The organism is Micromonospora sp. L32, from assembly GCF_052068055.1.
Taxonomy (GTDB): domain Bacteria; phylum Actinomycetota; class Actinomycetes; order Mycobacteriales; family Micromonosporaceae; genus Micromonospora; species Micromonospora purpureochromogenes.
This window is the reverse complement of record NZ_JBQHDD010000007.1, coordinates 407,601-432,174: the sequence shown is the minus strand read 5'-3', so window position 1 is coordinate 432,174 and position 24,574 is coordinate 407,601. Positions and strand designations below refer to the sequence as shown.

The window sequence follows — 24,574 nt, the reverse complement described above, 5'->3', positions numbered from 1 at the left end:
CCAGGACCGACGACGGGGCCGGTCAGGCCTCCTCCAGCAACTCCAGGACCGTCCGCTCGGCCTCGGGCTTCGGGGTGTCCGGCCGGACCGGCGCCACCACCCCGTCGTGGTAGAGGTCGACCACCCGGGGATCCACGTAGGACGTCCGGGCCACCGTGGGGGTGTTGCCCAGCAGCTCGGCGACCTCCTTCATCACCCCGGCGACCGCCTTCTTCCGGGCGGTGGCGGACCGCTGCACGCCCACGGTGGCCAGTTCCGTCGCCGCGAGCACCGTCGCGTGCCAGGTGCGGAAGTCCTTGGCGGTCATCTCGCCGCCGCTGGCGTCGCGCAGGTACTCGTTGACCTCGTCGCTGCGCACGTCGCGCCACTGCCGCCCGTCCCAGTAGCCGAAGAGGCGGTCCTCCGTCCGCCGCCGCCGGCGCAGGTTGGTCAGCACCTGGCACAGCTCCGCGTCCTCGATCCGGCGGACCTGCTCGATGCCGCCCTTGGCGGGGAACTCGAAGACCACGCACCCGCCCCGGGAGCGGGCGTGCTCGGGGCGCAGGGTGGAGACCCCGAAGGTGGCGTCCTCGCCGACCGCGTACTGGTCGTTGCCGACCCGGAACATCCCCATGTCCAGCAGCCGGGCGACGGTGGCCAGCACCCGGTCCCGGTTCAGGCCCTGCCGGCCCAGGTCGTCGGCGATCCGCGCGCGCAGCACCGGCAACCGGTGGGCGACCTCCAGCACGTGGTCGAACTTCGCCTCGTCGCGCTTGCGCCGCCACTCCGGGTGGTAGAGGTACTGCTTGCGGCCGGCCGCGTCGACGCCGGTCGCCTGGATGTGCCCGTTCGGGTACGGCGAGATCCAGACGTCCTGCCAGGCGGGCGGGATGACCAGCTCGCGCAGCCGGGACAGTTCCTCGGGGTCGCGGACCGGCTCGCCCCGGGGGTCGAGGAACACCCAGCCCTTGCCGGCCCGGCGGCGCCCGTACCCCGCCCGGCCCGGATCACTACGCCGCAATCGCACCGGAGACCCGCACCGCCTCTTCGGCCTCGTTCACGGCGGCCAGCACCCGGTCCACGGGCAGGGCCGCCAACGTCGGGTGGCTTCCTACCCCGGGCCGGTCCGGCCAATCCCGGGCGCCGCTCCACAGCGCCCGGTGCCGGGGCCGGTCCGGCGGCGGGCCCCACTCGCCCGGCGGGACCGGGCCGAAGAGCAGCACGGACGGGGTGGCGTAGGCGGTGGCGAGGTGGCCGACCCCGGTGTCGCCGCTGACCACCAGGCGGGCGTGGGCGACCAGCGCGGCCAGCTCGCCCAGGTCGGTCCGGCCGGCCAGGACGGCGGGGTCGGGCAGATTCGCCCCGGCGGCCACCTGGCGCGCCAGCTCCCGCTCGTCGGCCGAGCCGGTCACCACCACCCGGTGGCCGCGCTCGGCGAGGGTCCGGGCCAGCGCGGCGAAGCGCGCTGCCGGCCAGCGCTTCTCGGGGATCTTGCTGCCCGGGTGGACGACCGTGACCCCGGTCGGTGTCCGGTCCGCCGCCGGCCGGCGTAGGGCGAGGTCGCCGGGGTCGGCGGGGATGCCGTACCAGGCCAGCAGGCGGCACCAGCGGTGCACCTCGTGCTCCCCGGGACGCCACCGCGGGCCGTCCGGGTGGCCGGCCTCGGGGCAGCGGAACGCCAGCAGCCGGCCCGCGCCGGCCAGCATCCGGTGCGAGTCGGGCCCGCGCCCGTGCAGGTTGACCGCGACCGGCGGGGGCGGCCACGGCGGGGAGCCGAGGCCGTCGGTGGGCACCAGCCGGTCGACGCCGCCGACCAGGTCGACCAGCGGCCCGAGCCAGGCCGGCGCCGCCAGCGCCAGCTCCCGGTCGGGGTACGCGGCCCGCAACGCGCGCAGCGCCGGCACCGCCGTGGCCAGGTCGCCCACGCCGAGGGCGCGGAGCACGAGGATCACGGGTACGAGGTCTCCTGCTCGGCGCAGACCACCATCTCGCGTACCGCGCAGCCGGGCGGCTGGGAGAGGGCGAACATCACCGCGGCGGCGGTGTCGGCCGGGTCGTTGAGCTTGGCCTCCGGGCCGGGCCGGTACTGCGGGTCACGCGCGTCGAAGAAGGCGGTGCGCATCCCGCCGGGAATCAGCAGCGTCACGTTCACCCGGCCGGCGAGTTCGGCGGCGAGCGCCCGGGTGAAGCCGACCACCCCGAACTTCGCCGCGCAGTACGCGGTGGCGTCGCTGACCGCCTTCACCCCGAGGGTGGAGGCCACCGTGACGATCCCGCCCCGGGACGCCTCCAGGTACGGCAGCGCCGCGCGGACCACCGCCACCGTGGCGAGCAGGTCGACCGCGACGATCCGTTCCCAGGTCTCCCGGGGCACGTCGGCGAGCTTGCCGGGCACGTCGGTGCCGGCGGCGGTGACCACCGCGTCGAGGCCGCCGGAACGCTCCGCCAGCTGCCGGGTGGCCTCCTCGGCGGCCCGGGTGTCGGCCAGGTCGCACTCGACCCAGGGCACCCCGTCACCGGGGCGCTGCCGGTCCAGCACCAGCGGCCGCCCGCCGGCCCGGGCCACCGCGGTGACCACCGCCGCGCCGAGCCCGCTCGATCCGCCGGTGACCAGGACGATCGGGCCGGCACCCGGTACACTGCTCATCGCGCTCCCTCCGCCGTCGGACGCTGCGCACCGGCGGCCCTGACGGCGCCGGTGGGTGCGACACGGTACGCCCCGGGGCGCTCACCGCGGGCCGCCGCGATCATGTCGGTGGTGGAGCGTCCGTCCAGGTACGGCACCACCACCGAGTGCCCGCCCCAGCGGCGCAGCGCCTCGGCCTCCGGCAGGCTCGCCGGGTCGCCGCCGCCGGTGGCGTAGTCGCCACCCTTGACCCAGATGTCCGGGCGCAGCCAGCTCAGCACCGCGTCCGGGGTGGACTCGTCGAAGACCAGCACCGCGTCGACGCAGCTCAGCGCCGCGAGCAGCCGGCTACGGTCGCCCTGCGGCACGACCGGGCGGTCCGGCCCCTTCAGCCCGGCGACGCTGGCGTCGGAGTTGAGGCAGACGATCAGGCAGTCGCCGAGCTGCCGGGCGGCCTGCAGGGTCGCCACGTGCCCGGCGTGCAGCAGGTCGAAGCAGCCGCCGGTGGCGACCACGGTGCCGCCGTCGGCGCGTACCTCGGCCACCACCGCACCCGCCGCGGCGGCCCCGATCCGCTCCCCGCCGCCGCCCAGTGGCGCCGGCGCGGCGGCGCGGACCTCGGGCGGCAGCGCGGCCGCCACTCCCCCGCCGGCCACGTACGCCGACGCCTCCGCCACCGCCTCCTGCACCGCCTCGGAGACCAGCGCGCCCCGGGCCAGCGCGAGGCTGGCCGCCGAGGCGAACCGGTCCCCGGCCCCGCAGGTGTCCCCCTCGGCGTTGACCGGGGCGGCGACCACCAGCGGGGTGGCGCCGGCGTGGCAGAGCAGCGCGCCGTCGCCGCCCAGGGTCACCGCCACCGCGCCGGCCCGCCACCGCTCGCGCAGCCCCTGCGCGCCCCGGGAGGCGGTGGCCAGCCGGGACGAGCCCGGCGGGACCTCGGTCAGGTCGCGTACCTCCGCCTCGTTCGGGGTGGCCAGGGTGACCCCGGGCACCGCCGCCGGTCCGCGCGGGTGCGGGTCCCAGACCACCGGCGCGCGGGTCGCGGCGAGCGCCGCGCGCAGCGCGGGCTGCCGGGCGACGCCCCGGCCGTAGTCGCTGACCAGCACGGCGGACGCCTCGGCGATCAGCCGGAGCACCGCCTCGCTCGGCGGCCCGGGGTCGGCGGCCGACCCACCCCGGTCGTGGCGCAGCAGCACCCGGCCGCGGGCCCGCAGCCGGATCTTCTCGGCGGTGGCGCCGGGCAGCGGCAGCGCGTACACCTGCACGCCGGCGGCGCTGAGCAGGCAGCTGAGCCGGGCGCCGCCGGCGTCGTCGGCGAGCGCCGTCACCAACGCCACCTCGCCGGCGCCCTGGGCGGCGGCGAAGACCGCGGCCAGGCCGGCGCCGCCAGGGCGGTCGGCGTACGTCGTCTCGTCGAGCACCGGTACGGGCGAGTCGGGGCAGAGCCGGTTCACCACGCCCTCGACGTCGCGGTCCAGCAGGGTGTCGCCGATGACCACCAGGGGTCCCCGCACGGCCGGCCTCCTCATCCCGCCTCCACCCGCCGGTCGCCGCCGTCGAGCACCACCTCGACGCCGGCGCGCACCGGCGCGGTGGGCCGTTCGACGGGGGCGGGGCCGGCCGTCCCGGTCACCGCCAGCGCGGCCGGCAGGGCCCGGTCGACGTACTCGCAGAGCACGTGGGTGGAGACCAGGTGCAGCTCCTGCACCACCTGGCTCTCGGGCGAGGCGATGGCGAGCGTCTCGTGGCAGGCGTCGGCGAGCGGGTTGGGCGCCGGGCCGGTGAACGCCCAGCAGCGCAGCCCGACCTCCCGGCCGGCGCGGGCGGCGGCCAGCAGGTTGGCGCTGGCCCCGCTGGTGGACATCAGCAGCAGGATGTCGTTCTCCCGGCCGTGCGCGCGGACCTGGCGGGCGAAGACCTCGTCGTAGCCGTAGTCGTTGCCGATCGCGGTCATCGCGGAGGTCTCCGCGTGCAGCGCGATGGCCGACAGCGGCTGCCGGTCGTCGCGGAGCTTGCCGACCAGCTCGGCGGTGAGGTGCTGGGCCTCGGCCGCGCTGCCGCCGTTGCCGGCGACCAGCAGCCGGCCCCCGCCGGCCAGCGTGGCGGCCAGCTCGGTGCCCCAGCGGGCGAGCTGCTGCTCCGCGGACCGGAACGGCAGCAGCGCCTCGGCCAGCAGGGTGAGGTGCGCGTCCAGCAGCCCTTCGGTGGCCGTGGTCATCAGGCGACCACCCGGGTCGGCCGGCGCACGGCGGCCACCTCGCCGTACAGCTCGGCCAGCCGCTCGGCGGTGGTCGACCAGGAGTAGCTGCGCCGGGCCCGTTGCAGCGCCGCGGTGGCGTACCCGAAGCGGCGGATCCGGTCGTCGAGCAGGCGCTGGATCGCCGTGCCCAGGGCCCGGGGGTCCCGGGCCGGGACCAGGTCCCCGGTCACCCCGTCGACCACGGTGTCCTTGATCCCGCCCACGGCGGTGCCGACCACGGGCACGCCGCAGGCCATCGCCTCCAGCGGGGTGAGCCCGAACGGCTCGTACCAGGGGGCGGCGACCAGCACGTCGGCGGAGCGGTACCAGCGCCCCATCTCCTCCCGGGGCACCGCGCCGACCAGCCTGACCCGGTCGGCCACCCCGCAGGTGGTGGCGAGGGCGCGCAGCCGGCGGGCGTACGGGTCGGTCTCCAGCAGGCCGGCCGGCGGGCCGCCCACCACCACGCACTCGGCGTCGGGCACCAGGGCCATCGCCCGGATGACGGTCTGGAAGCCCTTGCGTTCCACCAGCCGCCCGACGGTGAGGATCCGGGGCCGGTCGGGCTCCCGCTCGACGGCCGGGCCGAGCGGGGCGAAGCTGGCGAGGTTGACCCCGGACGGCACGACGGTCATCCGCGAGCGCGGGACGCCGAGGCGGACCAGCTCGCCCACCTCGTCCTGGCACTGCGCGACCACCCGGTCGACCGCGCGGCCCAGCTCCCGCTCGTACGCGATCCGCCGCGCCGGGCTGGTGTCCTGCACGCCCTGGTAGCGCCGCTTGACCGTGCCGAGCGCGTGGTACGTCTGCACCACCGGCACCCCGGTCTGCCGGCTGGCGGCCAGCGCGGCGAGCCCGCTCATCCAGAAGTGCGCGTGGATCACCTCGGGCACCCAGTCGCCGCCGCGCCACCGTTCCACCAGCCAGCCGCTGAACTCCTTCATGTGCGGCAGCAGCGCGTCCTTGGCCAACGGCTCGGCCGGGCCGGCCGGCACGTGCACCACGTCGTACCCGTGCGGGGCGCGGACGGTGACCGGCAGGTCGACCGCGTCGCGTCGGGTGTAGACCCGGACGTCGTGCCCGGCGGCCGCCAGCGCGGCGGAGAGCTCCGCGACGTGGGTGTTCTGCCCACCGGCATCCTCACCGCCCAGGACGGCGAGCGGGCTGGCGTGCTCGGAGATCATCGCGATGCGCATACTTCCTCCTCCAGCAGGCGGTCCCAGTCGGCGAGGAAACGGTCCAGGCCGTAGCGGGCCCGGGCGGCGGTGCGCGCCTCGGCGCCGGCGCGGCGGGCCTCGGCGGGTTGCGTGACGAACCGCCCCGCGGCCTCCAGCAGCGCGTCCACCCGGGTGGAAAGGGCGCCGGCCCCGGGCGGCACGGCCTCGACGGCCTCGGTGGTGGCCAGCGCGACGACCGGCATGCCCATCGTCATGGCCTCGATCAGGCTCAGCCCCAGCGACGTCCACCGGCACAGGTGCAGGTACGCCCGCCGCCGGGCCAGCTCGGCGTGCATCCGGTGCTGCGGCACGTCGTCGTGGCTGGCCAGCCGGTCGGCCGGGAGGCCGAGGTGTTCCGCGAGCCCGGCGACCTTCATGCCGAACACGTCCAGCGGGGCGATCTCGGCGAAGCGGGACAGCAGGTCGGTGCCGGTGACCCGCCAGCGGCGTACCGGCTCGTTGATGACGACGGCGAGCCGGTCCAGCTCGCCGGTCCACTGCACCGCCGGCGGGACCACCCCGTGCTCGACCACGGCGGTGCGGGTGCCGCCGTTGTCCCAGAACAGCTCGTTGAAGTGGGTGACGTGGGTGAGCAGCAGGTCGTCCCGGTCAGCCATCGGGTGGCGGGTGTTGGGCACGTCGCCCTTGGGGGTGTTGTGCTCGACGTAGATCGCCGGCAGGTCCCGGCCGGCCCGCCGGCCCAGCCAGTCGCAGGCCAGGTCCATCTCCTCGGGCCGTTGCAGCAGCACCACGTCGACCTCCTCCCGGCGCAGCTGCTGCGGCGTGACCTCCACCGCGCTGTCCGGCCAGGGATAGGTGCGGGCCCGACCCAGCCCGTACGGGCCGCGGTCGGGGGTGACCGGCACCAGGTAGCGGTGCTTGCCGTGCACGAACGAGGTGGTCCAGGAGCCGTGCACGTGCCACACCAGGATGTTCATCGGGCGCTCCCGCCGCCGGCGATCACCGGATCGATGCCGACGGTGGCCGGCGCCGCGCCCGGCGGGGGCGCGTCGGCGGGTACCCCGAGCAGGCGTACCGCCGCCAGGACGTGGTCCGGCTCGACGGCGGACAGGCAGGGGTGGCCGGGCACCGGGCAGCGGGTGGCCCGGGTGCCCCGGCAGGGCGCGGCGGCGTCGCCGAGGCGTACCGCCGGCACCCGGTACGGCCCCCACTGTCCGAACGGGACGGTGGGGGCGAAGAGGCTCACCACCGGCACGCCCAGCGCGGCGGCCAGGTGCGCCGGGCCGGTGTTGCCGACCACCAGCGCGCCGGCGTCGGCCAGCACGGCGGCGAGCTCCGCCAGACCGGTCCGCCCGCCCAGGTCGACGCCGGTGTCGCCGGCCACCCGGGCGGTCAGCTCCGTCTCGTCCGGGCCGCCGGTGACCGCCACCCGGTGGCCGGCCGCGGTGAGCACCCGGACGATCCGGGCGGCCAGCTCGGGCGGGCAGGCCCGGGTCTGCACCGCCGAGCCGGGGTGCAGCACCACGTAGCCGGGCCGGCCGAGGCGGGCCGGCGTGGGCGGCAGGCCGTCGGTGCGGATGCGCAGCGCCGGGTCGTCGGCGGCCGGGAGCGGGAAGCCGGCGGCCGCGGCCAGCGAGAGCGCCCGCTCGGGCTCGGGCAGCCCGTCGGGCACCCGGTGCCGGACGTCGAGCAGCGCGCCCGGGTAGTCGTCGCTGATCGCGCTGACCCGGGGCACGCCGGCCATCCGCAGCAGCAGCGCGAGCGGGAGCGGTGACTGGTGGAAGGAGGTGAAGACCACCGCCTCGTCGGCGCGCACCCCGGCGAGGCGGTCGGTGAGCCGGCGGATGTCGTCCGGGTCGACCGGGGCGGGGTCGCCGTCGATCCAGGGCAGCGGCCATTCGACGAGTTCGTCGACGCCGGGCAGCAGGGCGGCGGCGTGCCGACCGCGGGGCCCGTGCAGCAGGACGACCCGGTCGGCGCCGGCGGCGACGGCGCGGACGGCCGGGCCGGTGACCAGCACGTCGCCGGCGGAATCGCTGCGGACGACCAGCACGGTGCCGGCCCGGCGGGGCGCGCTCGGGCGCAGCGCGGCCTGCCGCCGCAGGATCTCCTCGATGGCCGCCGGCAGGTCGCGGGCGACGTGCGGGGCGGCGGCCACCTCCTCGGGCCGGGTGACCGGGGTGGGGACCAGCAGGCCGGTGGCGCCGGCGGCGAGCGCGGCGGTCATGTCCCGGCCGATGTCGCCGACCAGCACGCACCGGGCGGGCGTGGTGCCCAGCGCGGCGGCGGCCCGGTGGACCAGGCCGGGGGCGGGTTTGCGGCAGGCGCAGCCGTCGCCGTCGTCGTGCGGGCAGACCTGCCAGGTGTCGAACGGGCCGAGCAGGGCCTCGATCCGGGCGTGCACCGCCCGCATCTGCGCGGCGGTGAACAACCCCTTCGCCAGCCCGGACTGGTTGGTCACCACGCCGAGGCGCAGGCCGGCCGCGCGCAACCGGTCCAGCGCCGCCCGCGCGCCCGGCATCGGCCGCACCTTCTCCGGGTCACCGTTGTACGGCACGTCCTCGACCAGGGTGCCGTCCCGGTCCAGCAGCACCGCGTCGAACAGGACCGGCCGGATCACGGCCCGGTCGACGGCCGGGTCGACCCGGCCTGACCTGCGCTGATCCGGCTCCATCTGGTCCCGTCGCACGGGCGGCGGGTTCCCGGAGCCCCGGGGAGTAAACATCATCTACCGGGCGGTACGGCTCGTCGCCGTCCCGGCCGCGCGGGGCTCGCCGACCCGGCCTTACCCGTCGCCCCGGAGAAGCTAACGCCCGGTCCGCCCCGCCGGTTAGCCCCGGTCGTCGTCGGGGTACTGGACGTCAGTGGCGATTGTGGAGAAAGTGATCGACGCGCCCCCGCAGCGGGTGTTCGACGTGCTGGCGGACGGGTGGACGTACAGCGACTGGGTGGTCGGGACCGTGCACGTGCGGGACGTCGACGACACCTGGCCGCGGGTGGGCAGCCAACTGCACCACAAGGCCGGGCCGTGGCCGCTCTCGTTGCATGACTCCTCGACCGTGCTGGCCTGCGAGCCGCCGCACAAGATGGTCATCAAGGCCGGGCTCTGGCCGGCCGGTGAGGCGATCGTGGTGTTCACCCTCGAACCGGTCGGCACCGACGCCACCCGGGTGCGGATCGGCGAGGACTTCGCCGCCGGGCCGCTGCGCTGGATCCGCAACAAGCTCAACGACCTGGTCCTGCACCAGCGCAACAAGGAGACCCTGCGGCGGCTCTCCGACATCGCCACCCGCCAGAAGGCGGACGAGGCCGCGGAGAGCTGAGGGGCGGGGAGCCTCGACGGGGCCCGACGGGGCACTGGCTACCCTTTGGGGGAAAACCGTCGGCAACCAGAGGATGTCCGTCATGATCGAACCCGTGGAGCTGCCCTCGCCGTGGCGGGAAGCACGCCTGACCGTCGTGGTCCCCACCTACAACGAGGCGGGCAACCTCCCGGCGCTGGTCGAGCGGCTCCTCGCCCTGCCGCTGCCCGGCCTCAAGATGCTGGTGGCGGACGACAACTCCCCGGACGGCACCGGCGAGGTGGCCGACAAGCTGGCCATCGAGCACCCCGACCGGATCCAGGTCGTGCACCGGGCCGGCAAGGAGGGCCTGGGCCGAGCGTACGTCGACGGGATCGGCCGGGCGCTCGACGGCGGGGCCGACTACGTGGCGCAGATGGACGCCGACCTGTCCCACCCGCCGGAGGCGCTGCCGGGCATGCTCGGCGCGCTGCTCTCCACCCAGGCCGGCGTGGTGATCGGCTCCCGGTACGTGCCCGGTGGCGAGCTGGACGAGAACTGGCCGCTCTACCGCCGCGCGCTCAGCGGCTGGGCGAACCTCTACGTGCACACCCTGCTGCGGGTGCGGATCCGTGACCTCACCGCCGGCTTCAAGATCTGGCGGGCGGACGCGCTGCGCGACATCGGCCTGGAGCGGGTGCAGTCCAACGGGTACAGCTTCCAGGTCGAGATGCACTACCTGGCCACCAAGCTGGGGCACACCATCCTGGAGGTGCCGATCCGCTTCGAGGAGCGCCGCGACGGCGACTCGAAGATGACCACCGCCACCAAGGTGGAGAGCGCGCTGATGCCGTTCAAGCTGCGTACCCGGCACCGCAACCTGGAGCGCTGACCCACCCGTCGCACCCGCATCGTCACGCGGCGTGACGGGTGCGGCGGACACCGTCGTGAGCGACCTGTCCGAGGGGCATGCGAATGCCGCTCGGGCAGGTCGCTTGTCTCCGGCAGGGGCAGCCGCGCCGGGTCAGCGGTAGACCGCGCGGTGGGCGGCGCCGATCGCCCGGGCGTACAGGCCGCCGGTGAGGGTGCGGTTGCGGCTCAGCGCCGCCTGCGCCGCGTTCGCGCCCGGCGCGCCGTGCACCCCGCCACCCGGGTTGGCCGAGGCGCTGGCCAGGTAGAGCCGGTCGACCGGGGTGTCCGGCCGGCCGAGCCCGGGCACCGGACGCAGGAAGAGCTGCTGGTACGCGGCGGCCGTGCCGCCGCCCACCGAGCCGCCGACCAGGCTCGGGTTGCGCTCCTCCAGATCGGCCGGGCCGGCCACGAAGCGGCCCCGGACCAGGGCCTTGAAGCCGGGGGCGTAGCGCTCCAGCACCGCCTCCATCCGGTCCACGTGCGCGGCCACGTCCTCGGCCCGCCAGTCCCGTCGGAACGGCAGGTGGGTGTACGACCAGAGCGACTCCGTGCCGGCCGGTGACCGGCTCGCGTCGGCGGTGGTCATCTGCCCGACCAGCAGGAACGGGTCCTCCGGCAGCTGCCCGCAGGCCAGGTCCGCCGCGTAGCGGGTGAGCCCGTCGACGTCCGTGGCCAGGTGCACGGTGCCCGCCCCGGCGACCTGCGGGTTGGTCCACGGCATCGGCCCGTCCAGCGCCCAGTCGACCTTCACCGTCGACCCGTCCCAGCGGAAGTGGTCGAGGTCCTCGACCAGCCGGGGCGGCAGCCGGGCCGCGCCGACCAGGTCCAGGTAGAGCGCCGGCGCCGGCACGTCGGCCAGCACCGCCCGACGGGCCCGCCAGGTGGCGCCGCCCTCGGTCCGTACGCCCATCGCCCGGCCCCGGGCGACGAGCACCCGGTCCACCCGGGCGGAGTAGGTGATCCGGCCGCCCTTGGCGATCAGCCGCGCCACCAGCGCGTCGGTGATCCGCTGCGCGCCGCCCACCGGCACCGGCCAGCCGACCTCCTGGCCGAGCATGGCGAGCAGCCAGCCGTAGATGCCGGAGCCGGCGTCGTCGGGCGACAGGTCGGTGTGCAGGGCGCAGCTGGCCATCAGCGCGGGCGCGCCCTCGCCCCGGAACACCTCGTGGCCGAACTGCCGGCTCGGCAGCACCAGCCGGCGGGCCAGCCGCAGCGCCCCGGCGGTGCGCAGCCGGCCCAGCAGCTCCAGCCCGTCGCGGACCGGCGGGAAGGGGGTGAACAGCGCGTTCACCAGGGGACGGGAGATCGTCCGCCAGTCGTCGTACGTGTCGAGCCAGCGCTGCCCGTCGCCCGGCGCGAACGCCTCCATCGACGCGGCGCTGCGGTCGGGGTCGCGGTTGAGCACCGCCGCCCGGCCGTCCGGCAGCACGTGCGCCAGCACGTCGGGCGCGTGCGTCCAGGCCAGCCCGTACGCGTCGAGGCCGAGCCGGCGCAGCACCGGCGAGGCGTAGCCGAGGGGGTAGAAGGAGCTGTAGAGGTCGCTCAGGTAGCCGGGGGCGGTCACCTCGGCGGACCGGACCGCCCCGCCGGGGGCGCCGGTGGCCTCCAGGACCAGCACGTCCCAACCGGCGTCGGCGAGCAGGTTGGCGGCCACCAGTCCGTTGTGCCCGGCGCCGATGACGACGGCGTCCGCGGTCTCGATGCCGGTCCCGGTCATCCGATCCGCCTACCCGGCCAGCAACCGGGCGAAACGCGTTTGCCTTGCCGGGACCGGGGCATCCACTGCCGCATGTACAGGGTTGAACAGCTCATCGGTGGAGTGTGGGGCGCGGGCGGTGCGGGCGGTGAACTGGTCGTGCACGATCCCGCCGACGGCACGCCGGTCAGCACCGTACCGGTGGCGACGGCGGACGAGGTGGCCAAGGCGGTCGAGGCGGCCCGGGGCGCGGCGGCGGAGTGGGCGGCGACGGCCCCGGCGGAGCGGGCGGCGGCGCTGCACCGGGCCGCGGACGCGCTGGCCGCGGCGGCGGACGAACTGGCCGAGGCGACGACGGCGGAGATGGGCAAGCCACTCGCCGACGCCCGGGGCGGCGTGGAGGCGGGCATCGGCACGCTGCGACAGTACGCCGAGCTGGGGCCGGTGCGGGGCGGGCGGACGCTGCACGGCGGCACGCACGCCATCGACTTCATGGCGCCGGAGCCGCGCGGGGTGGTCGCCGCGATCACCCCGTGGAACGATCCGGTGGCGGTCTCCTGCGGGCTGCTCGGCGCGGCCCTGGTGACCGGCAACGTGGTGCTGTACAAGCCGAGCGAACGGACCCCGGCCACCGGGTGGCTGCTGGCCCGGGTCCTCGACGGCGCGCTGCCGGCCGGGGTGCTGTCCCTGCTGACCGGCGGTGGCGAGGTGGGCGCGGCGCTGGCCGCGCAGGAGGTGGACGTGGTGGCCCACGTGGGCTCCACCACCACCGGCCGGGCCATCGCGGCGGCCTGCGCCCGGACAGGCGCGAAGGCGCTGCTGGAGAACGGCGGCAGCGACCCGCTGATCGTCGACGCCGGGCTGGACCCGGTCTGGGCGGCCGGGCAGGCGGCGATCGGTTCGTTCGCCAACGCCGGCCAGATCTGCGTCGCCGTCGAGCGGATCTACGTGCACCGGGACGTGGCCGAGGACTTCGTCGACGCGCTGGTCGACCGGGCGGAGGCACTGCGGGTCGGCCCGGGCCGGGACCCGGAGACCGAGCTCGGCCCGCTGGTGGACCGGCGGCACCGCGACCACGTGCACGGCCAGGTGACCGCGGCGGTGGCCGAGGGGGCGACGTTGCGCACCGGGGGTGTGCTGCCGGAGGGGCCGGGGGCGTTCTACCCGGCGACGGTGGTCACCGGTTGCCGGCACGAGATGACGCTGGTCCGCGAGGAGACGTTCGGGCCGGTGGCGCCCGTGGTGGTGGTGGACTCGTTCAGCGAGGCGTTGCGCTGCGCCGCCGACTCCCCGTACGGGCTGGCCGGCACGGTGCTCACCGCCTCGATGAGCCACGCGCAGCGGGCCTGGCGGGAGCTGCCGGTGGGCACCGTCAAGGTGAACGCGGTGTTCGGCGGGGCGCCGGGCGGCGCCGCGCAGCCGCGCCGCGGCAGCGGCCAGGGCTTCGGGTACGGCCCGGAGCTGCTCGACGAGTTCAGCACGGTGAAGACGGTGCACCTGGAGGCCCCGGGCGGCGGCCACTGGTGAGCGGGAACGCGGGAGCCCGGGACCGTGCGGTCCCGGGCTCCCGTGCGTCGTACCCCCCGCTCAGCGACCGCTGCGCGCCTTGGACTTCTCGCGGGCCTCCGTGGTCTGCCGAAGGTTCGCCTTCTGGATCGCCTTGACCAGTTCCGGCTTGGTCATCCGGGACCGGCCGGGTACGTCCAGCTTCTTGGCCACCTCCATCAGGTGCTCCTTCTTGGCGTTGGCGTCCACGCCGCCCGCCGTGGGAGCCCGTCGGGCCGGTCCGCCACCCTGCGCCTGGCGGTCGCTGGGTCCCTTGCGTCCCTTCGGCTCCCAGTGGTCGCCGACCTTCTCGAACTCGTGCTTGACCGCGGCGAACGCGGTGCGGTGCGCCCGCTCGCCCTCGCCGTACGTCTCCACCGCCGAGTCGTGCGTCTTCTCCCAGGTGCGCTTCGCCTTGTCCGGGGAGCGCCGCAGCGTGCTGGGCAGTACCTCGCGCCCGGGCATCTCGTCCTCCTCCGCGTCGATGTCTGCGTATGGACGGTTCCCCGGGCCCTCATCGGCAAACTCACCCGCCGGGTTTGTCGATTTCCGGCACCGGGTACCGGCGGGGCCAGCGGGTGCGGGTGCGCCGGCGGGGACGGGAGCGGGAGATGGCAGCGACGACGGAGCCGACCGCGGTCGCCGGTGGCCGGGACGGCCTGCGGGTCCCCCGCCGGGTACGCCAGCTGAGCTGGTCCACCTGGCGCGGGGCGCTGGTGCGCAGCGGGCGCAACTTCGTCAAGGACAACTGCGCGGACTGGGCGGCGGCGCTGACCTACTACGGCGTCCTCGCGCTCTTCCCCGCCACCGTGGTGGTGGTCGCCCTCGTCGGCCTGGTCTCCGACGGCGAGCGCACCGTCGACACGGTGCTGGGGCTGGCCCGCGACATCGGCGCCGGCTCGGTGGTCGCCAACGACGGTTTCGTGTCGGTGGTGCGCACCGTGGTCGACCAGCAGAGCGGGGCGGAGGTGCTGCTCAGCTTCGGTCTGCTCGGCGCGCTCTGGTCGGCGTCCGGGTTCATCGGCGCGTTCACCCGGGCCTCCAACGCGATCTACGGGGTCGAGGAGGGGCGGCCGTTCTACCGGTTGCGCCCGATGCAGATCGGCCTGGCGGCCGTGTCGCTGGTCCTGCTCGCCGTGGTGGCGCTCGGCCTGATCGTCAGCGGGCCGGTGACCGACGCGGTGGGCGACCTGCTCGGCGCCGGCGGGTTGGCCCGCACGGTGTGGAGCGTGGCCAAGTGGCCGGTGCTGGCGCTGGTGATGATGACGCTGCTGTCCCTGCTGTTCTGGATCGCCCCGAACGTCCGGCAGCCGAGGTTCCGCTGGCTGACCCCCGGCGGGGCGGTGGCCCTGCTCTCCTGGATCGTCGCCTCCGCCGGTTTCGGCCTGTACGTCGCGAACTTCGGCTCCTACGACGTGACGTACGGCAGCCTGGGCGCGGTCATCGCCTTCCTGGTCTGGCTCTACCTGTCCAACTGTGCGCTGATGTTCGGCGTGCAGATCAACGCCGAGCTGCAACGGGGCCGGGTGCTCCAGGCGGGGGCGGAGGATCCGGGCGAGCCGGTCCTGCTTCCGAAGGCCCCCGCCGATTCGTGACCGCGTGCCGGGTTCGGCGTTTCCCGGGGGCCGCCAGGGGTAGCACCAAGGCATGGAACTGGAACGTGGCAGCAGCAAGCACGGACCGAGGCTCGACGAGCAGATGAGCCAGGAGGTCGCCGGCCTGGTCCAGGGCCCGGGCACCGGGGGCTCGCGCGCCGAGGAGTTCCGCGAAGCCGAGCCGGCCGGCGAGGATCAGCCGGGTACCACCACGGCGCCGGCGGGTGAGCTGCGCAGCGGCGCCCCGAAGGGGATGAGCTCTCGGGACGTCGAGGACCGCAGCCGGCTCGGGCGGTTCATCACGATGAGTGCCCTGCCGGGCGACCGCGAGACGCTGATCGCCAACGCCCGCGAGAACCAGGCGCCCGCCGACCTCATCGAGGATCTGGAGCGGCTGCCCGACGGTACGCGGTACCGCACCGTTTCCGAGGTGTGGGCCGCACTCGGTCACAAGAACGAGACGACCCGCTGGTGACCGGATCGGCCCACGATCCGGACGAACACCGGCGGCCAGAGGAGGAATCTTCATGAGCGGCGTTACCGAGCACGTGGACGTCTCCGTCCCGATCCGCACCGCGTACGACCAGTGGACCCAGTTCGAGGAGTTCCCCCACTTCATGGAGGGGGTGCAGGAGGTCCGGCAGCTGACGGACACGATGACCCACTGGACCGTCGAGATTGCCGGGGTCAAGCGTGAGTTCGACGCCGAGATCACCGAGCAGCTCCCCGACGAGCGGGTGGCCTGGAAGTCGACCGGCGGCACCCAGCAGGCCGGCGTGGTCACCTTCCACCGGCTCGACGAGGGCAGGACGCGGGTCACCCTCCAGATGGACTTCGAGCCGCACGGCGTGGTGGAGAAGGCCGGCGACAAGCTGGGTGTGGTGGACCGGCGTGCCAAGGGCGACCTGGAGCGGTTCAAGCAGTTCATCGAGCGCCGCGGTCAGGAGACCGGCGCCTGGCGGGGCAAGGTCGACCGCCCGCAGCCGTGATCCTCTCCCCCGCACCTCACCCGTCCGATGGCCGCCGGAGAATCCGGCGGCCATCGCCGTGTCCGGTTCCGGGTGCCGTCGCCGGGCCCGACGAGTGGGCGCGGCCGTTTGCGATCATCAGCCCCGGGTACCGCCAAGGAATGACGGAGAACGACGACAGCGTGTGGCGAGACGAGCAGAAGATCCCGCTGAGGGAGCTGGACCGGGCGATCGCCCGCTCCACGCTCGACGGGCAGAGCGACGACGTCACCGGCAACGACGCCGGCGAGGAGGCCGCCTTCGGTCACGGGCCGGAAGCGGCGGACCGGGGTGCCGGGGAAGCCGAGCGGCGCGAGATGACCGACTCCGAGCGGGCGTACCGCCCCTCCACCACCGGCCGGACCGGCCCCGACACGATGTGACCGGCGGGGCCCCGGGCGGGACGACGTCGGTGCCCCGGGGGTCGAAGGCACTGCCGGGCCGCGCGAGCCTGTCCCGGTGCTGCGGCTGGTCGGCTCACCCCGTGGCGGCCCCCGGTCTGCGCCCGGCGAGGGCGTGCAGGAGCAGCAGCAGCACCGCCGGCACGGTCAGTGCCGGCCCCAGCAACGCCACCGAGGTGTGCCCGAACAGCACCCCGAGCCCGCCGGGGATCAGCGCCGCGCCGAGCCCGGCGGTCCCGATCTGGACGCCGATGGCGCGGTCCGCGTGCGCCGCGCCGACCCGCTCCGGGGTGGCGAGGGTGAGCAGCGGGTAGACCGGCGCGGCGGCGAAGCCCACCAGGACCAGGCCGGCCAGGGCCACCCAGGCCGGAGCGGGCAGCGCGATCAGCAGGGCGCCGGCCGTCATGCCGAGCAGGCTGCCCCGCAGCACCCGACCGACGCCGAGGCGCTCGGCGGCCACGCCCTGCACGACCCGCCCCCAAGCGAAGAGGCTCCCCCATTGACGTTCTCCCTGCCCTGAAGGACGGGGATTCCCTCCGTGCTGCGCGTGGAACAGTGCGTTGAGCCCGGAGTCGACGGCGCCCGAACCGAGCCCGAGGACCAGCGCACAACCGATCATCAGGGCCAGCTCCGGCGTCGAGGCGTACCCGGTGAGCGCCAGGCTGGCCAGTACCGTGCTGCCGGCCAGCAGCCGACCGACGCCGAGTCGGGCCAGGGTGAAGCCGGCGAGCACGCTGGAGGTCAGATAGCCGACGGTGCCCGCGGTGAGCACCAGCCCGACTGCCTCCGTCGGTACCCCGAAGTCGGCGCGGATCGACGGCCAGTCGACCCCGATCAGCCCGTCGGGCAGGCCGAGGCTGACGAAGGCGAGGTAGGCGAGCAGGAGCAGGGAGGCGCGGGGCGGGGTGACGGACACGGGGGGCCATCCTGCCGTACCCGCCGAGAACGCTTCCGGCCGGCGACGACTTCCCCCGAACCGGCAAAAAGCAACGCCCGGACGGGCAGGAATGCGGACAGCCCATCCAGAATCGGCCGATCGGGTGACGGCAACCGGGGGGCGCCGCGTCAGACTTTCGGGATGCAACAGGGCTCCGGCTTCCTCACCCCACGTCAGCGGCGTCTGGCCTGGCTCGGCTTTCTGCTCGCCGCGCTCCAGGCCCCGGTCTCGGCCAAGCTGGTCGCCGACGACTCCTGGCTGTTCAGCCTCTGCGTCGCGCTCATGGTGGCGACCGTCATCATCGCCGACGACACCAGCCGTCGCCGGCCGGCCGACGCGCCGTCCGACTGACACCCACCTGACGGGCGGCCCCGCGACACCCGCGCAGCCGGGGTCACGGGGTCGGGTCGGGGACGTTGCGCTGCGGGCCGGTCGACGGCCTGGCCGGGCCGACCCGGTGCAGGGCGTACGCGGTGGGACGGTGCTGTTCGCGTCAGTCCCGGGGTGAGCCGGGCTCGGCGGGGCGGGCCTCGTGCCCGGGTCGGCCCCGGGTCCGCCGCCGCTCCTTCATCTCCGCCTCGTAGAGATGGCGGCGGCCGTCCACCAGCTGGTCCCGGGCGGCGCGGTCCAGCTCGCGGAAGACCGCGTAGTAGTTGTCGTCGAAGTCCTCGACGATCTGGAACGTCCACCGACCGGCGATCACGTTGCGGCCGAGCAGCTCGGTGCGGACCCGCTCCGCGAGGTCCTCGTGGCCGGCGGCCCGCAACTGCGCGACCGCGTCGTCGAGCATCAGGTCGGCGTGCCCGATCAACTGGTGCAGCGAGTAGAGGTGCCCGCGCGCCCGCTCCACCGTCTCCAGCGCCTCGCTGAGCTTGCCCAGCGCGGCCACCGTCTCGTCGGTCACGCCGTCCGGCCGGCGGTGCTGCTGGTCCGGGCCGTCGTCGTGCTGTCCCATCCGTCCCTCCAAGGTGCCGGCTGCGCCCATTCGCGCGCGGTTCTCCTTCTGCCCACGCTCCGCCGGGTCAATCCCGGCGGAGGAGGGCGGCCGACCGGAAGAGGACCCGGGACCGGCCGAGCGGCCGAGGCCGCCCGGGCCGCCGGGTGACTACCCTCGGTCCCCATGCGTCTGCCGTACTCCCAGGTCGCGACCCGGACCGCCGCGAGCGCGGCGCGGTCCGCCCTCGCCCTGCTCAGCGCCTCGGTCGGCGTCTCCGGCCTCGCCGCGGCGGCCGCCAACCCCGGCCTGCTCGCGATGGTCGACCAGCACGCGGCCGCGGTACGCGACAGCCTCGACGGCGACCGGCGGCGGCTGACCCCGGCGGCGCTGGTCGGCTACGCCGACGGGCTGCGGGCGGCCGCGCTGGAGCACGGCCTGACCCTGCCCACCGGCACGATCGACTGGACCGAGCCGGACTGGCTGCGCATCCGCCTGCTGGCGGTCTGCGCGCTGGCCCGCACGCTCGACCCGCGCCACCTCGAAGCGGCCTGACCCACTCCGGAGACGACGGAGGGGCGTCCGCGCCACGCACGGACCCCCTCCACCGGTACGCCTCCGACTCAGGTCCCCGGACGGCGGAACTGCTGGGTCTCCTCGCCCACGTTGCCGGACTGGTACGTACCCCGGCCCCCGGCCGCCGCCCTGGCCTCCTCGGCGCTCGCCATCGGCTGAACGCGCTCGGCGCCCCGATCGGCCATCTGACGGCTCATGTCGCCCCGCCCGGCCGCCTGGGCCTGGCGGTGCACCTGGATCGCCCGCGACTCCTCGGCCATCCGGTCCAGCCATCGGTCCCAGCGGCTCTGCATCGGCTTCACCAGACCACCGCCGACGCCGACGATCAGGATGCCGGCCACCGTGGCGAGCACCGCGATCAGCACCGGCGTGGTCACCGTGGTGGCGACGCCCACCTGGTTCAGCGCGGCGATGATGCCGAGCGCCAGGATGAAGACCGCCGTCAGGTCGCCGAGGATCCGGCCGTACGAGAGGCCGCCCAGCGCGCCGGTGACCAGGTCCCGGACGGCGTTGGCGATCGCGGCCGCCACGACCACGATGACGATCGCCACGAACGCGCGCGGCAGCCAGGCCACGACGCCCCGGATCAGGTCACTGATCGCGTTGGGTCCCCACACCCCGAAGGCGAACTGCAGGGTGAACAGCAGGACCGCGTAGTACGCGAGCTTGGCCAGGATGTCACTGGCGTCGTACTTCGTGCGTTCCAGTGCCCGTTTGATGCCACCCCGTTCGACCGCCCGGTCGAACCCCACCCGTTCCAGTACCTTGTCCACGATTTTGAGTACCGCTCGGGCGATGATCCAGCCCACCACGAGGATCGCGATGAACGCGATCGCCCTCGGGATGAAGAGCAGCACCGACCTCCACATGTCGGCCACGGCGTCGCCGATGTCGGCCTGCCTGACCGCAAGGGTTTCCGGCATGATGTCCCTCCTGTCGCATGGACTGCGCCGGCCGGATACCCGGTCGCTCAGGGTGCACGCCGCGACACCCAGGATCAATTTCCCGACATATCCCCCGAAAGACCTCCTGACCTGCCCTAACATCACCGCGCCCGGGGCCGTCCGGCACGGTCGGGAGGCATGATCCAAACCTCTGCGCGACGCTCCGGCTAGGCTGCGTGACATGCCAGGCACGGTCGGGCGAGTCCCCACGCCACCACCCGCCGCCCCCGGACCGGCCCCGGTCTCGCAGGTGACGGCGACCGTGCTCGCCCACCCCTGGGCGGGCACCCCGCTCGGGCCGCCGCAGCGGTGGGACCCGGCGGTCCGCGCCCTGGTCGACGTGATCCTCTCCTCGCCGGTGCCGATGGCGCTCTACTACGGCGACGAGTTCGTGCTGCTCTACAACCAGGGCTACTCCGAGCTGATCGGGGACCGGCACCCGGACGCCCTCGGCCGGCCCGCCGGCGAGGTCTTCGCGGACCTCTGGCACACCCCCGGGGTGGGCGACGTGATCGAACGGGCCTACCGGCGGGGCGAGTCCTTCCTCCAGCGGGAGTCGATGCTGCCGGTCGACCGGCACCTGGCCGCCACCGGCGACCACGCCGTCTTCACCCGCGGCCACTCGCCGGTACGCGACAGCACCGGCCGGATCGTCGGCGTGTTCACCGTGGCGGCGCAGACCACCCAGCTCACCCAGCAGTTGCAGAGCCTCAGCGACTTCGCCGCCGCGCTCTCCGGCACGCTCACCCTCGACGACGTGGCCCGGGTGACCCTGCGCTACGCGCTGCACTCCTTCGACGCCGACCGGGTGACCTTCGCCGTCGACGACGGCCCCGGCTGGCGGATGGTCCGGCGGATCCGGGGCGAACTGCTCGACGAGGCCGACGAGCGGCTGCCTCCGCTGTGGCGGCCCACCGCCGCGGACTCCCCCTTCCCGGTGGTGGTGACCGCGCGCAGCGGCGTGCCGTACTTCGTCGGCGACGGTGAACCGCTGCGGGCGAGCGCGATCGACCGGCACGACCAGAAGATCCGCTCGCTGGCCGCGCTGCCGCTGCGCTCCTCGGTGATCCGCGGCGGCCTCGCCGTCGGCTACCGGACGCCGCACGGCTGGTCTGCGGCGGAGCGGGCGTTGCTGGCCGCCTCCGCGGAACTGGTCGGCCAGGCGGCCGAGCGGGCCCGCCGGTTCGAGACCCAGCACGGCACCGCCCAGCTGCTGCAACGCAGCATGCTGCCGGAGCGGCTGCCGGCGCTGCCCCGGCTGCGCATCGCCGCCCGCTACGACCCGGGCGTCGACGGCAACGCCGCCGGCGGTGACTTCTACGACGCCTTCGTGCTGCCCACCGGCGACCTGGGCGTGGTCCTCGGCGACGTCGCCGGCCACGACGTGCAGGCGGCGGCCCGGATGGGCCAGGTACGGGCGGCGCTGCGCGCCCTGGCGCTGGCCGACCCGCGCCCGGACGCCGTGCTCACCGGGCTGGACCGGCTGGTGGCCAGCCTCGGCACCGAGACCGGCACCCAGGAACTCTTCGTCACCGTGGTCTTCGGCGTGGTGGACGCCGACCGCGGCGAGATCACCCTGGCCAGCGCCGGGCATCCGCCGCCGCTGATCCGGCGCTGCCACCCCGACGGCTCGGCGACGGCCGCCTTCGTCGAGCTGCCGGCGGGCGCCCCGCTGGGGCTGGGCTGCCGGCCGCGTACCGCGACCGTGCCGTTCCAGCCCGGGGACACCCTGCTGCTGTACAGCGACGGGGTGGTCGAGCGGCGGCGGCAGAGCCTCACCGCGGGGCTGGACGTGCTGGTCACGGCGGTGGCCGACGCGGCCAGCGGCGACCCGCGCGCGCTCTGCGCGGTGGCCACCGGAGCGGTGGAGGGGGCGACCGAGGACGACGTCGCGGTGCTGGCGGTGGAGCACGCGCGGAAGCCGAGCCGCTCGGCGAGCATGGAGATGCCGGCCGAGCCGACCGCGCCGAGCCGGGTGCGGCACTGGCTGACCGCGCAGCTGACCGACTGGCGGGTGCCGGAGGCGGTGATCGGCGCGGCGGTGCTGTGCACCAGCGAGCTGACCACCAACGCGCTGCTGCACGCCGGCACGGCCGCCCGGGTGGAGATCGACCTGAGCCCGGAGCGGCTGCTGGTGTCGGTCGCCGACTCGGGCACCCGGGGCACCGTGACCCGGGCGCAGACCGACACGTTGAGCAGCCGGGGCCGGGGCCTCGGCCTGATCGAGCAGCTCTCCGACGCCTGGGGCACCGACCCCACGGTCCGTGGTTCGACGGTCTGGTTCGAGATCCTCATCCCGGCGGGGTGAGCACGGGCGTCAGGGCCGCCCGAACGGGGTGCCAGGAGCGAGCTTGTCGAGCCCTTTGGTGTCACCTGGAGCGCTATGGTGTCTTGCGTGAATCTGGCGCAGGGTCGACGGCTGCTGGTCGTGGATCCGTCCGGGGTCGACGACGACCTGGTGCGCGACGTGACGGAGATCCTCACCTCGCTGTGCGCTCGCCTGCACGGCGACAGTGCACCGACCAGCCGCGCGTGGCGGGCGATCAACGCCGCCGCCGAGTCGGGCGAGCCGCCGTGAAGATGATGCAGGCGTACCGCTACGCGCTCGACCTGACTCCACGGCAGGAACGCGCGGTGCTGGCGCACGCCGGGGCGGCCCGGGTGGCGCACAATTGGGCCCTCGCCCGGGTGAAAGCGGTGATGGACCAGCGCGCCGCCGAACGCTTCTACGGCGTGCCCGATGAACTGCTCACCCCGGCGATCGGGTGGACGCTGCCAGCCCTGCGCAAGGCGTGGAACGCCAGCAAGGATGAGGTTGCGCCGTGGTGGCGGGAATGCTCCAAGGAGGCGTTCAACACCGGACTCGACGCCCTGGCTCGAGCGTTGAAGAACTGGGGCGACTCACGTAAGGGCGCGCGCAAGGGGCGCCTCGTTGGCTTTCCCCGGTTAAAGTCGCGCCGCCGCAGTGCGCCGACTGTTCGATTTACCACCGGCGTAATCCGCGTCGAGGCCGACCGGCGGCATATCACCCTTCCCCGGCTGGGTGCGCTGCGCTTGCACGAGTCGGCTCGTAAGCTGGCTCGGCGGGTGGAGGCAGGCAGCGCGCGGATCCTGTCCGCGACGCTGCGACGCGAGGGCAGGCGCTGGTTCGTGTCGTTGACCTGCGAGGTGCAGCGTGCCACCTGCATCCCCGCCCGGGCTGGCTCGGTAGTCGGCGTAGACCTCGGCGTGAAGCACCTCGCGGTGCTGTCCACCGGCGAGCAGATCCCCAACCCGCACCACCTCGTGGCCGCGTCGCGGCGGATGCGGCGCCTCGCCCGCGCGGTGACCCGCTGCGTAACCCCCGACCGACGGGTGCACCGAGCAGGATCAAAGCGGTGGGTACGTGCCCAGGATGCGCTCGCCCGTACTAACGCCCGCGTGGCGAACCTGCGGCGTAACGGCCTGCACCAGTTCACCACCCGACTGACACGGGAGCACGGCACCGTCGTTGTCGAAGACCTCAACGTCGCCGGGATGCTGCGCAACCGCCGTCTGGCCCGGCACATCGCCGATGCCGGCTTCGGCGAACTGCGACGGCAGCTCGCCTACAAGACCGAATGGAATGGAGGTCGGCTGGTCACTGCCGACCGCTGGTATCCATCCTCCAAGACGTGTTCGGGCTGCGGCGCGGTGAAAACCAAGCTGGCCCTGTCCGAGCGAACCTACGCCTGCACCGCCTGCGGCCTCATCCTCGACCGAGACTTGAACGCCGCGCTCAACCTCACCGCCCTGGCGCGCGAGGTTGCCGACGCCCGGAGTGGCCGGGAGTCGTCAAACGGACGTGGAGCCGACCGTAAGACCTTGCTTGCGGGGCTGGTGGCTGCGAAGCGTCTACCCGGCACCGCGAAAGCGGGTCAGACCGGGACCGTCCCACCGCAAGGCGGGACTACCAACCGTGTACTCAGCAAAGCCCACGGAACGGTAACGGTAGGAGGACGCCCATGAGCGCAGAGAGTCCCTCCGGCGTCCTCTTCGACGTCGACGGCACGCTGGTCGACACCACCTACCTGCACACGGTGAGCTGGTGGGAGGCGCTGCGGCAGGCCGAGCACCGGGTGCCGATGTCGCTGATCCACCGGTCCATCGGGATGGGCTCGGACAAGCTCCTGGACCACCTGCTCGGCCCGGAACGGGATCGGGCCGCCGACGGCAAGCTGCGCGACGCGCACGACAGCCTCTTCGCCGAGTACTGGGAGCGCCTCGCCCCGCTGCCCGGCGCGGCGGAGCTGCTGCGCGCCTGTGCCGCCCGGGGCCTGCGGGTGGTGCTCGCCACCTCCGCCGCCGAGCACGAGGTCGGCGCGTTGCGCGCCGCGCTGGACGCCGACGACGCGGTCGACACCGTCACCTCGTCCGCCGACGCGCAGCAGAGCAAGCCGGCGCCGGACATCCTGGTGGCCGCCCTGGAGCAGGCCGGCCTGGACGCCCGGCGGGTGGTCTTCGTCGGCGACTCGGTCTGGGACGTCGCCGCCGCCGCCAGGCTCGACATCCCCTGCATCGGGCTGACCTGCGGCGGCACCAGCCGGGGTGAGCTGGCCGGGGCGGGCGCGGTCGCCGTCTACGACGACCCGGCGGCACTGCTGGCCGCGTTGGCCGACTCCCCCCTCGTCACACCGAGGCGGACGTCACCGCGGGACAAGCCGGACACCGAGGCTTAGCTCCCCGGAGCACGGGGCACAGTCCCC

At 74.9% G+C, this 24,574-nt stretch carries 25 protein-coding genes and 1 pseudogene; 13 read left to right on the top strand and 13 right to left on the bottom strand.

The features are described from left to right. Positions 1 to 22 precede the first annotated feature (22 nt). From ACTMTB_RS21520 to ACTMTB_RS21485, 8 genes are read right to left on the bottom strand one after another with little or no spacing between them, the layout of a single operon-like run. Positions 23 to 1,006: a DNA topoisomerase IB gene (locus ACTMTB_RS21520; RefSeq protein WP_441148066.1), complete on the bottom strand. Its 984-nt coding sequence runs from the start codon at positions 1,004 to 1,006 to the stop codon at positions 23 to 25. Continuing rightward, positions 990 to 1,931: a glycosyltransferase family 9 protein gene (locus ACTMTB_RS21515; RefSeq protein WP_441148065.1), complete on the bottom strand. Its 942-nt coding sequence runs from the start codon at positions 1,929 to 1,931 to the stop codon at positions 990 to 992. The genes ACTMTB_RS21520 and ACTMTB_RS21515 overlap by 17 nt, the downstream gene beginning before the upstream one ends. Next, on the bottom strand, positions 1,928 to 2,626 hold the full coding sequence (locus ACTMTB_RS21510; protein WP_441148064.1) for an SDR family oxidoreductase: 699 nt from the start codon (positions 2,624 to 2,626) through the stop codon (positions 1,928 to 1,930). The genes ACTMTB_RS21515 and ACTMTB_RS21510 overlap by 4 nt, the downstream gene beginning before the upstream one ends. Further along, on the bottom strand, positions 2,623 to 4,119 hold the full coding sequence (locus tag ACTMTB_RS21505) for a PfkB family carbohydrate kinase (protein WP_441148063.1): 1,497 nt from the start codon (positions 4,117 to 4,119) through the stop codon (positions 2,623 to 2,625). Before ACTMTB_RS21505 ends, ACTMTB_RS21510 begins: the two co-directional genes overlap by 4 nt. Positions 4,120 to 4,130: 11 nt before the next feature. Next, on the bottom strand, positions 4,131 to 4,823 hold the full coding sequence (locus tag ACTMTB_RS21500) for a D-sedoheptulose-7-phosphate isomerase (protein WP_441148062.1): 693 nt from the start codon (positions 4,821 to 4,823) through the stop codon (positions 4,131 to 4,133). Further along, positions 4,823 to 6,040, bottom strand: a complete 1,218-nt coding sequence (locus ACTMTB_RS21495) for a glycosyltransferase (RefSeq protein WP_441148061.1) — start codon at positions 6,038 to 6,040, stop codon at positions 4,823 to 4,825. Before ACTMTB_RS21495 ends, ACTMTB_RS21500 begins: the two co-directional genes overlap by 1 nt. Beyond that, positions 6,025 to 6,999: a glycosyltransferase gene (locus ACTMTB_RS21490; protein ID WP_441148060.1), complete on the bottom strand. Its 975-nt coding sequence runs from the start codon at positions 6,997 to 6,999 to the stop codon at positions 6,025 to 6,027. Before ACTMTB_RS21490 ends, ACTMTB_RS21495 begins: the two co-directional genes overlap by 16 nt. Next, the gene (locus ACTMTB_RS21485; RefSeq protein WP_441148059.1) at positions 6,996 to 8,696 is read right to left on the bottom strand and encodes an HAD-IIIA family hydrolase; all 1,701 of its coding nucleotides are present in this window, start codon (positions 8,694 to 8,696) and stop codon (positions 6,996 to 6,998) included. The genes ACTMTB_RS21490 and ACTMTB_RS21485 overlap by 4 nt, the downstream gene beginning before the upstream one ends. A 208-nt stretch (positions 8,697 to 8,904) precedes the next feature. Here ACTMTB_RS21485 and ACTMTB_RS21480 point away from each other — a divergent pair, with 208 nt between their 5' ends. Together ACTMTB_RS21480 and ACTMTB_RS21475 are read left to right on the top strand one after the other, a co-directional pair. After that, complete coding sequence (locus ACTMTB_RS21480) at positions 8,905 to 9,345, top strand: SRPBCC family protein (protein WP_441148058.1); 441 nt, start codon at positions 8,905 to 8,907, stop codon at positions 9,343 to 9,345. Positions 9,346 to 9,427: 82 nt separating this feature from the next. Next, the gene (locus tag ACTMTB_RS21475; RefSeq protein ID WP_441148057.1) at positions 9,428 to 10,195 is read left to right on the top strand and encodes a polyprenol monophosphomannose synthase; all 768 of its coding nucleotides are present in this window, start codon (positions 9,428 to 9,430) and stop codon (positions 10,193 to 10,195) included. A 132-nt stretch (positions 10,196 to 10,327) separates the two neighbouring features. Here ACTMTB_RS21475 and ACTMTB_RS21470 read toward each other — a convergent pair whose 3' ends face one another. Then, positions 10,328 to 11,932, bottom strand: coding sequence for a phytoene desaturase family protein (locus tag ACTMTB_RS21470; protein WP_441148056.1), 1,605 nt, complete (start codon positions 11,930 to 11,932; stop codon positions 10,328 to 10,330). A 72-nt stretch (positions 11,933 to 12,004) separates the two neighbouring features. Between ACTMTB_RS21470 and ACTMTB_RS21465 the strand changes: the two genes are divergently transcribed. Next, positions 12,005 to 13,438 (top strand): aldehyde dehydrogenase family protein, encoded by a 1,434-nt coding sequence (locus ACTMTB_RS21465; protein ID WP_441148055.1) that lies wholly within the window; start codon positions 12,005 to 12,007, stop codon positions 13,436 to 13,438. A gap of 60 nt (positions 13,439 to 13,498) precedes the next feature. Here the strand turns inward: ACTMTB_RS21465 and ACTMTB_RS21460 are convergent, their stop codons facing one another. Continuing rightward, positions 13,499 to 13,921, bottom strand: coding sequence for a ChaB family protein (locus ACTMTB_RS21460; RefSeq protein ID WP_441148054.1), 423 nt, complete (start codon positions 13,919 to 13,921; stop codon positions 13,499 to 13,501). A 146-nt stretch (positions 13,922 to 14,067) separates the two neighbouring features. Here ACTMTB_RS21460 and ACTMTB_RS21455 point away from each other — a divergent pair, with 146 nt between their 5' ends. The 4 genes from ACTMTB_RS21455 (at position 14,068) to ACTMTB_RS21440 (ending at position 16,441) form a co-directional block, all read left to right on the top strand. Continuing rightward, positions 14,068 to 15,051, top strand: coding sequence for a YihY/virulence factor BrkB family protein (locus tag ACTMTB_RS21455; RefSeq protein ID WP_441148053.1), 984 nt, complete (start codon positions 14,068 to 14,070; stop codon positions 15,049 to 15,051). A gap of 58 nt (positions 15,052 to 15,109) precedes the next feature. Further along, the gene (locus ACTMTB_RS21450) at positions 15,110 to 15,526 is read left to right on the top strand and encodes a DUF2795 domain-containing protein (RefSeq protein WP_210777383.1); all 417 of its coding nucleotides are present in this window, start codon (positions 15,110 to 15,112) and stop codon (positions 15,524 to 15,526) included. Positions 15,527 to 15,578: 52 nt separating this feature from the next. Further along, positions 15,579 to 16,040 carry an SRPBCC family protein gene (locus tag ACTMTB_RS21445; RefSeq protein ID WP_154938296.1) on the top strand — a complete coding sequence of 154 codons (462 nt, stop codon included), beginning with the start codon at positions 15,579 to 15,581 and terminating at the stop codon, positions 16,038 to 16,040. Between the two features lie 140 nt (positions 16,041 to 16,180). After that, positions 16,181 to 16,441: a hypothetical protein gene (locus ACTMTB_RS21440; RefSeq protein WP_441148052.1), complete on the top strand. Its 261-nt coding sequence runs from the start codon at positions 16,181 to 16,183 to the stop codon at positions 16,439 to 16,441. 94 nt (positions 16,442 to 16,535) lie between these two features. On the opposite strand, the gene ACTMTB_RS21435 is transcribed toward ACTMTB_RS21440, so the two are convergent. Then, positions 16,536 to 17,375 (bottom strand): MFS transporter, encoded by an 840-nt coding sequence (locus ACTMTB_RS21435; protein WP_441148051.1) that lies wholly within the window; start codon positions 17,373 to 17,375, stop codon positions 16,536 to 16,538. Between the two features lie 162 nt (positions 17,376 to 17,537). On the opposite strand from ACTMTB_RS21435, the gene ACTMTB_RS21430 reads away from it, so the two are divergent. Next, positions 17,538 to 17,747, top strand: coding sequence for a hypothetical protein (locus ACTMTB_RS21430; RefSeq protein WP_280837228.1), 210 nt, complete (start codon positions 17,538 to 17,540; stop codon positions 17,745 to 17,747). Positions 17,748 to 17,889: 142 nt separating this feature from the next. On the opposite strand, the gene ACTMTB_RS21425 is transcribed toward ACTMTB_RS21430, so the two are convergent. Then, a complete protein-coding gene (locus ACTMTB_RS21425) occupies positions 17,890 to 18,351 on the bottom strand; it encodes a hypothetical protein (protein ID WP_441148050.1) in 462 nt (153 codons plus the stop codon). A 165-nt stretch (positions 18,352 to 18,516) separates the two neighbouring features. Between ACTMTB_RS21425 and ACTMTB_RS21420 the strand changes: the two genes are divergently transcribed. Next, positions 18,517 to 18,885 carry a DUF6401 family natural product biosynthesis protein gene (locus tag ACTMTB_RS21420; protein WP_280837231.1) on the top strand — a complete coding sequence of 123 codons (369 nt, stop codon included), beginning with the start codon at positions 18,517 to 18,519 and terminating at the stop codon, positions 18,883 to 18,885. Between the two features lie 68 nt (positions 18,886 to 18,953). Here the strand turns inward: ACTMTB_RS21420 and ACTMTB_RS21415 are convergent, their stop codons facing one another. After that, entirely contained in the window at positions 18,954 to 19,829 is an 876-nt protein-coding gene (locus ACTMTB_RS21415; protein ID WP_350796623.1) for a mechanosensitive ion channel family protein, read from the bottom strand. A gap of 202 nt (positions 19,830 to 20,031) precedes the next feature. On the opposite strand from ACTMTB_RS21415, the gene ACTMTB_RS21410 reads away from it, so the two are divergent. The 4 genes and pseudogenes from ACTMTB_RS21410 to ACTMTB_RS21395 all read left to right on the top strand — a co-directional run bounded on the left by ACTMTB_RS21410 (position 20,032) and on the right by ACTMTB_RS21395 (position 24,547). After that, positions 20,032 to 22,158 carry an ATP-binding SpoIIE family protein phosphatase gene (locus ACTMTB_RS21410; protein ID WP_441148049.1) on the top strand — a complete coding sequence of 709 codons (2,127 nt, stop codon included), beginning with the start codon at positions 20,032 to 20,034 and terminating at the stop codon, positions 22,156 to 22,158. A gap of 93 nt (positions 22,159 to 22,251) precedes the next feature. Continuing rightward, positions 22,252 to 22,428: pseudogene (locus ACTMTB_RS21405) on the top strand (IS607 family transposase); the annotation flags it as partial. Positions 22,429 to 22,430: 2 nt separating this feature from the next. Then, a complete protein-coding gene (gene tnpB / locus ACTMTB_RS21400) occupies positions 22,431 to 23,837 on the top strand; it encodes an IS607 family element RNA-guided endonuclease TnpB (protein WP_441148135.1) in 1,407 nt (468 codons plus the stop codon). After that, on the top strand, positions 23,834 to 24,547 hold the full coding sequence (locus tag ACTMTB_RS21395) for an HAD family hydrolase (protein ID WP_441148048.1): 714 nt from the start codon (positions 23,834 to 23,836) through the stop codon (positions 24,545 to 24,547). Before tnpB ends, ACTMTB_RS21395 begins: the two co-directional genes overlap by 4 nt. Positions 24,548 to 24,574 lie beyond the last annotated feature (27 nt).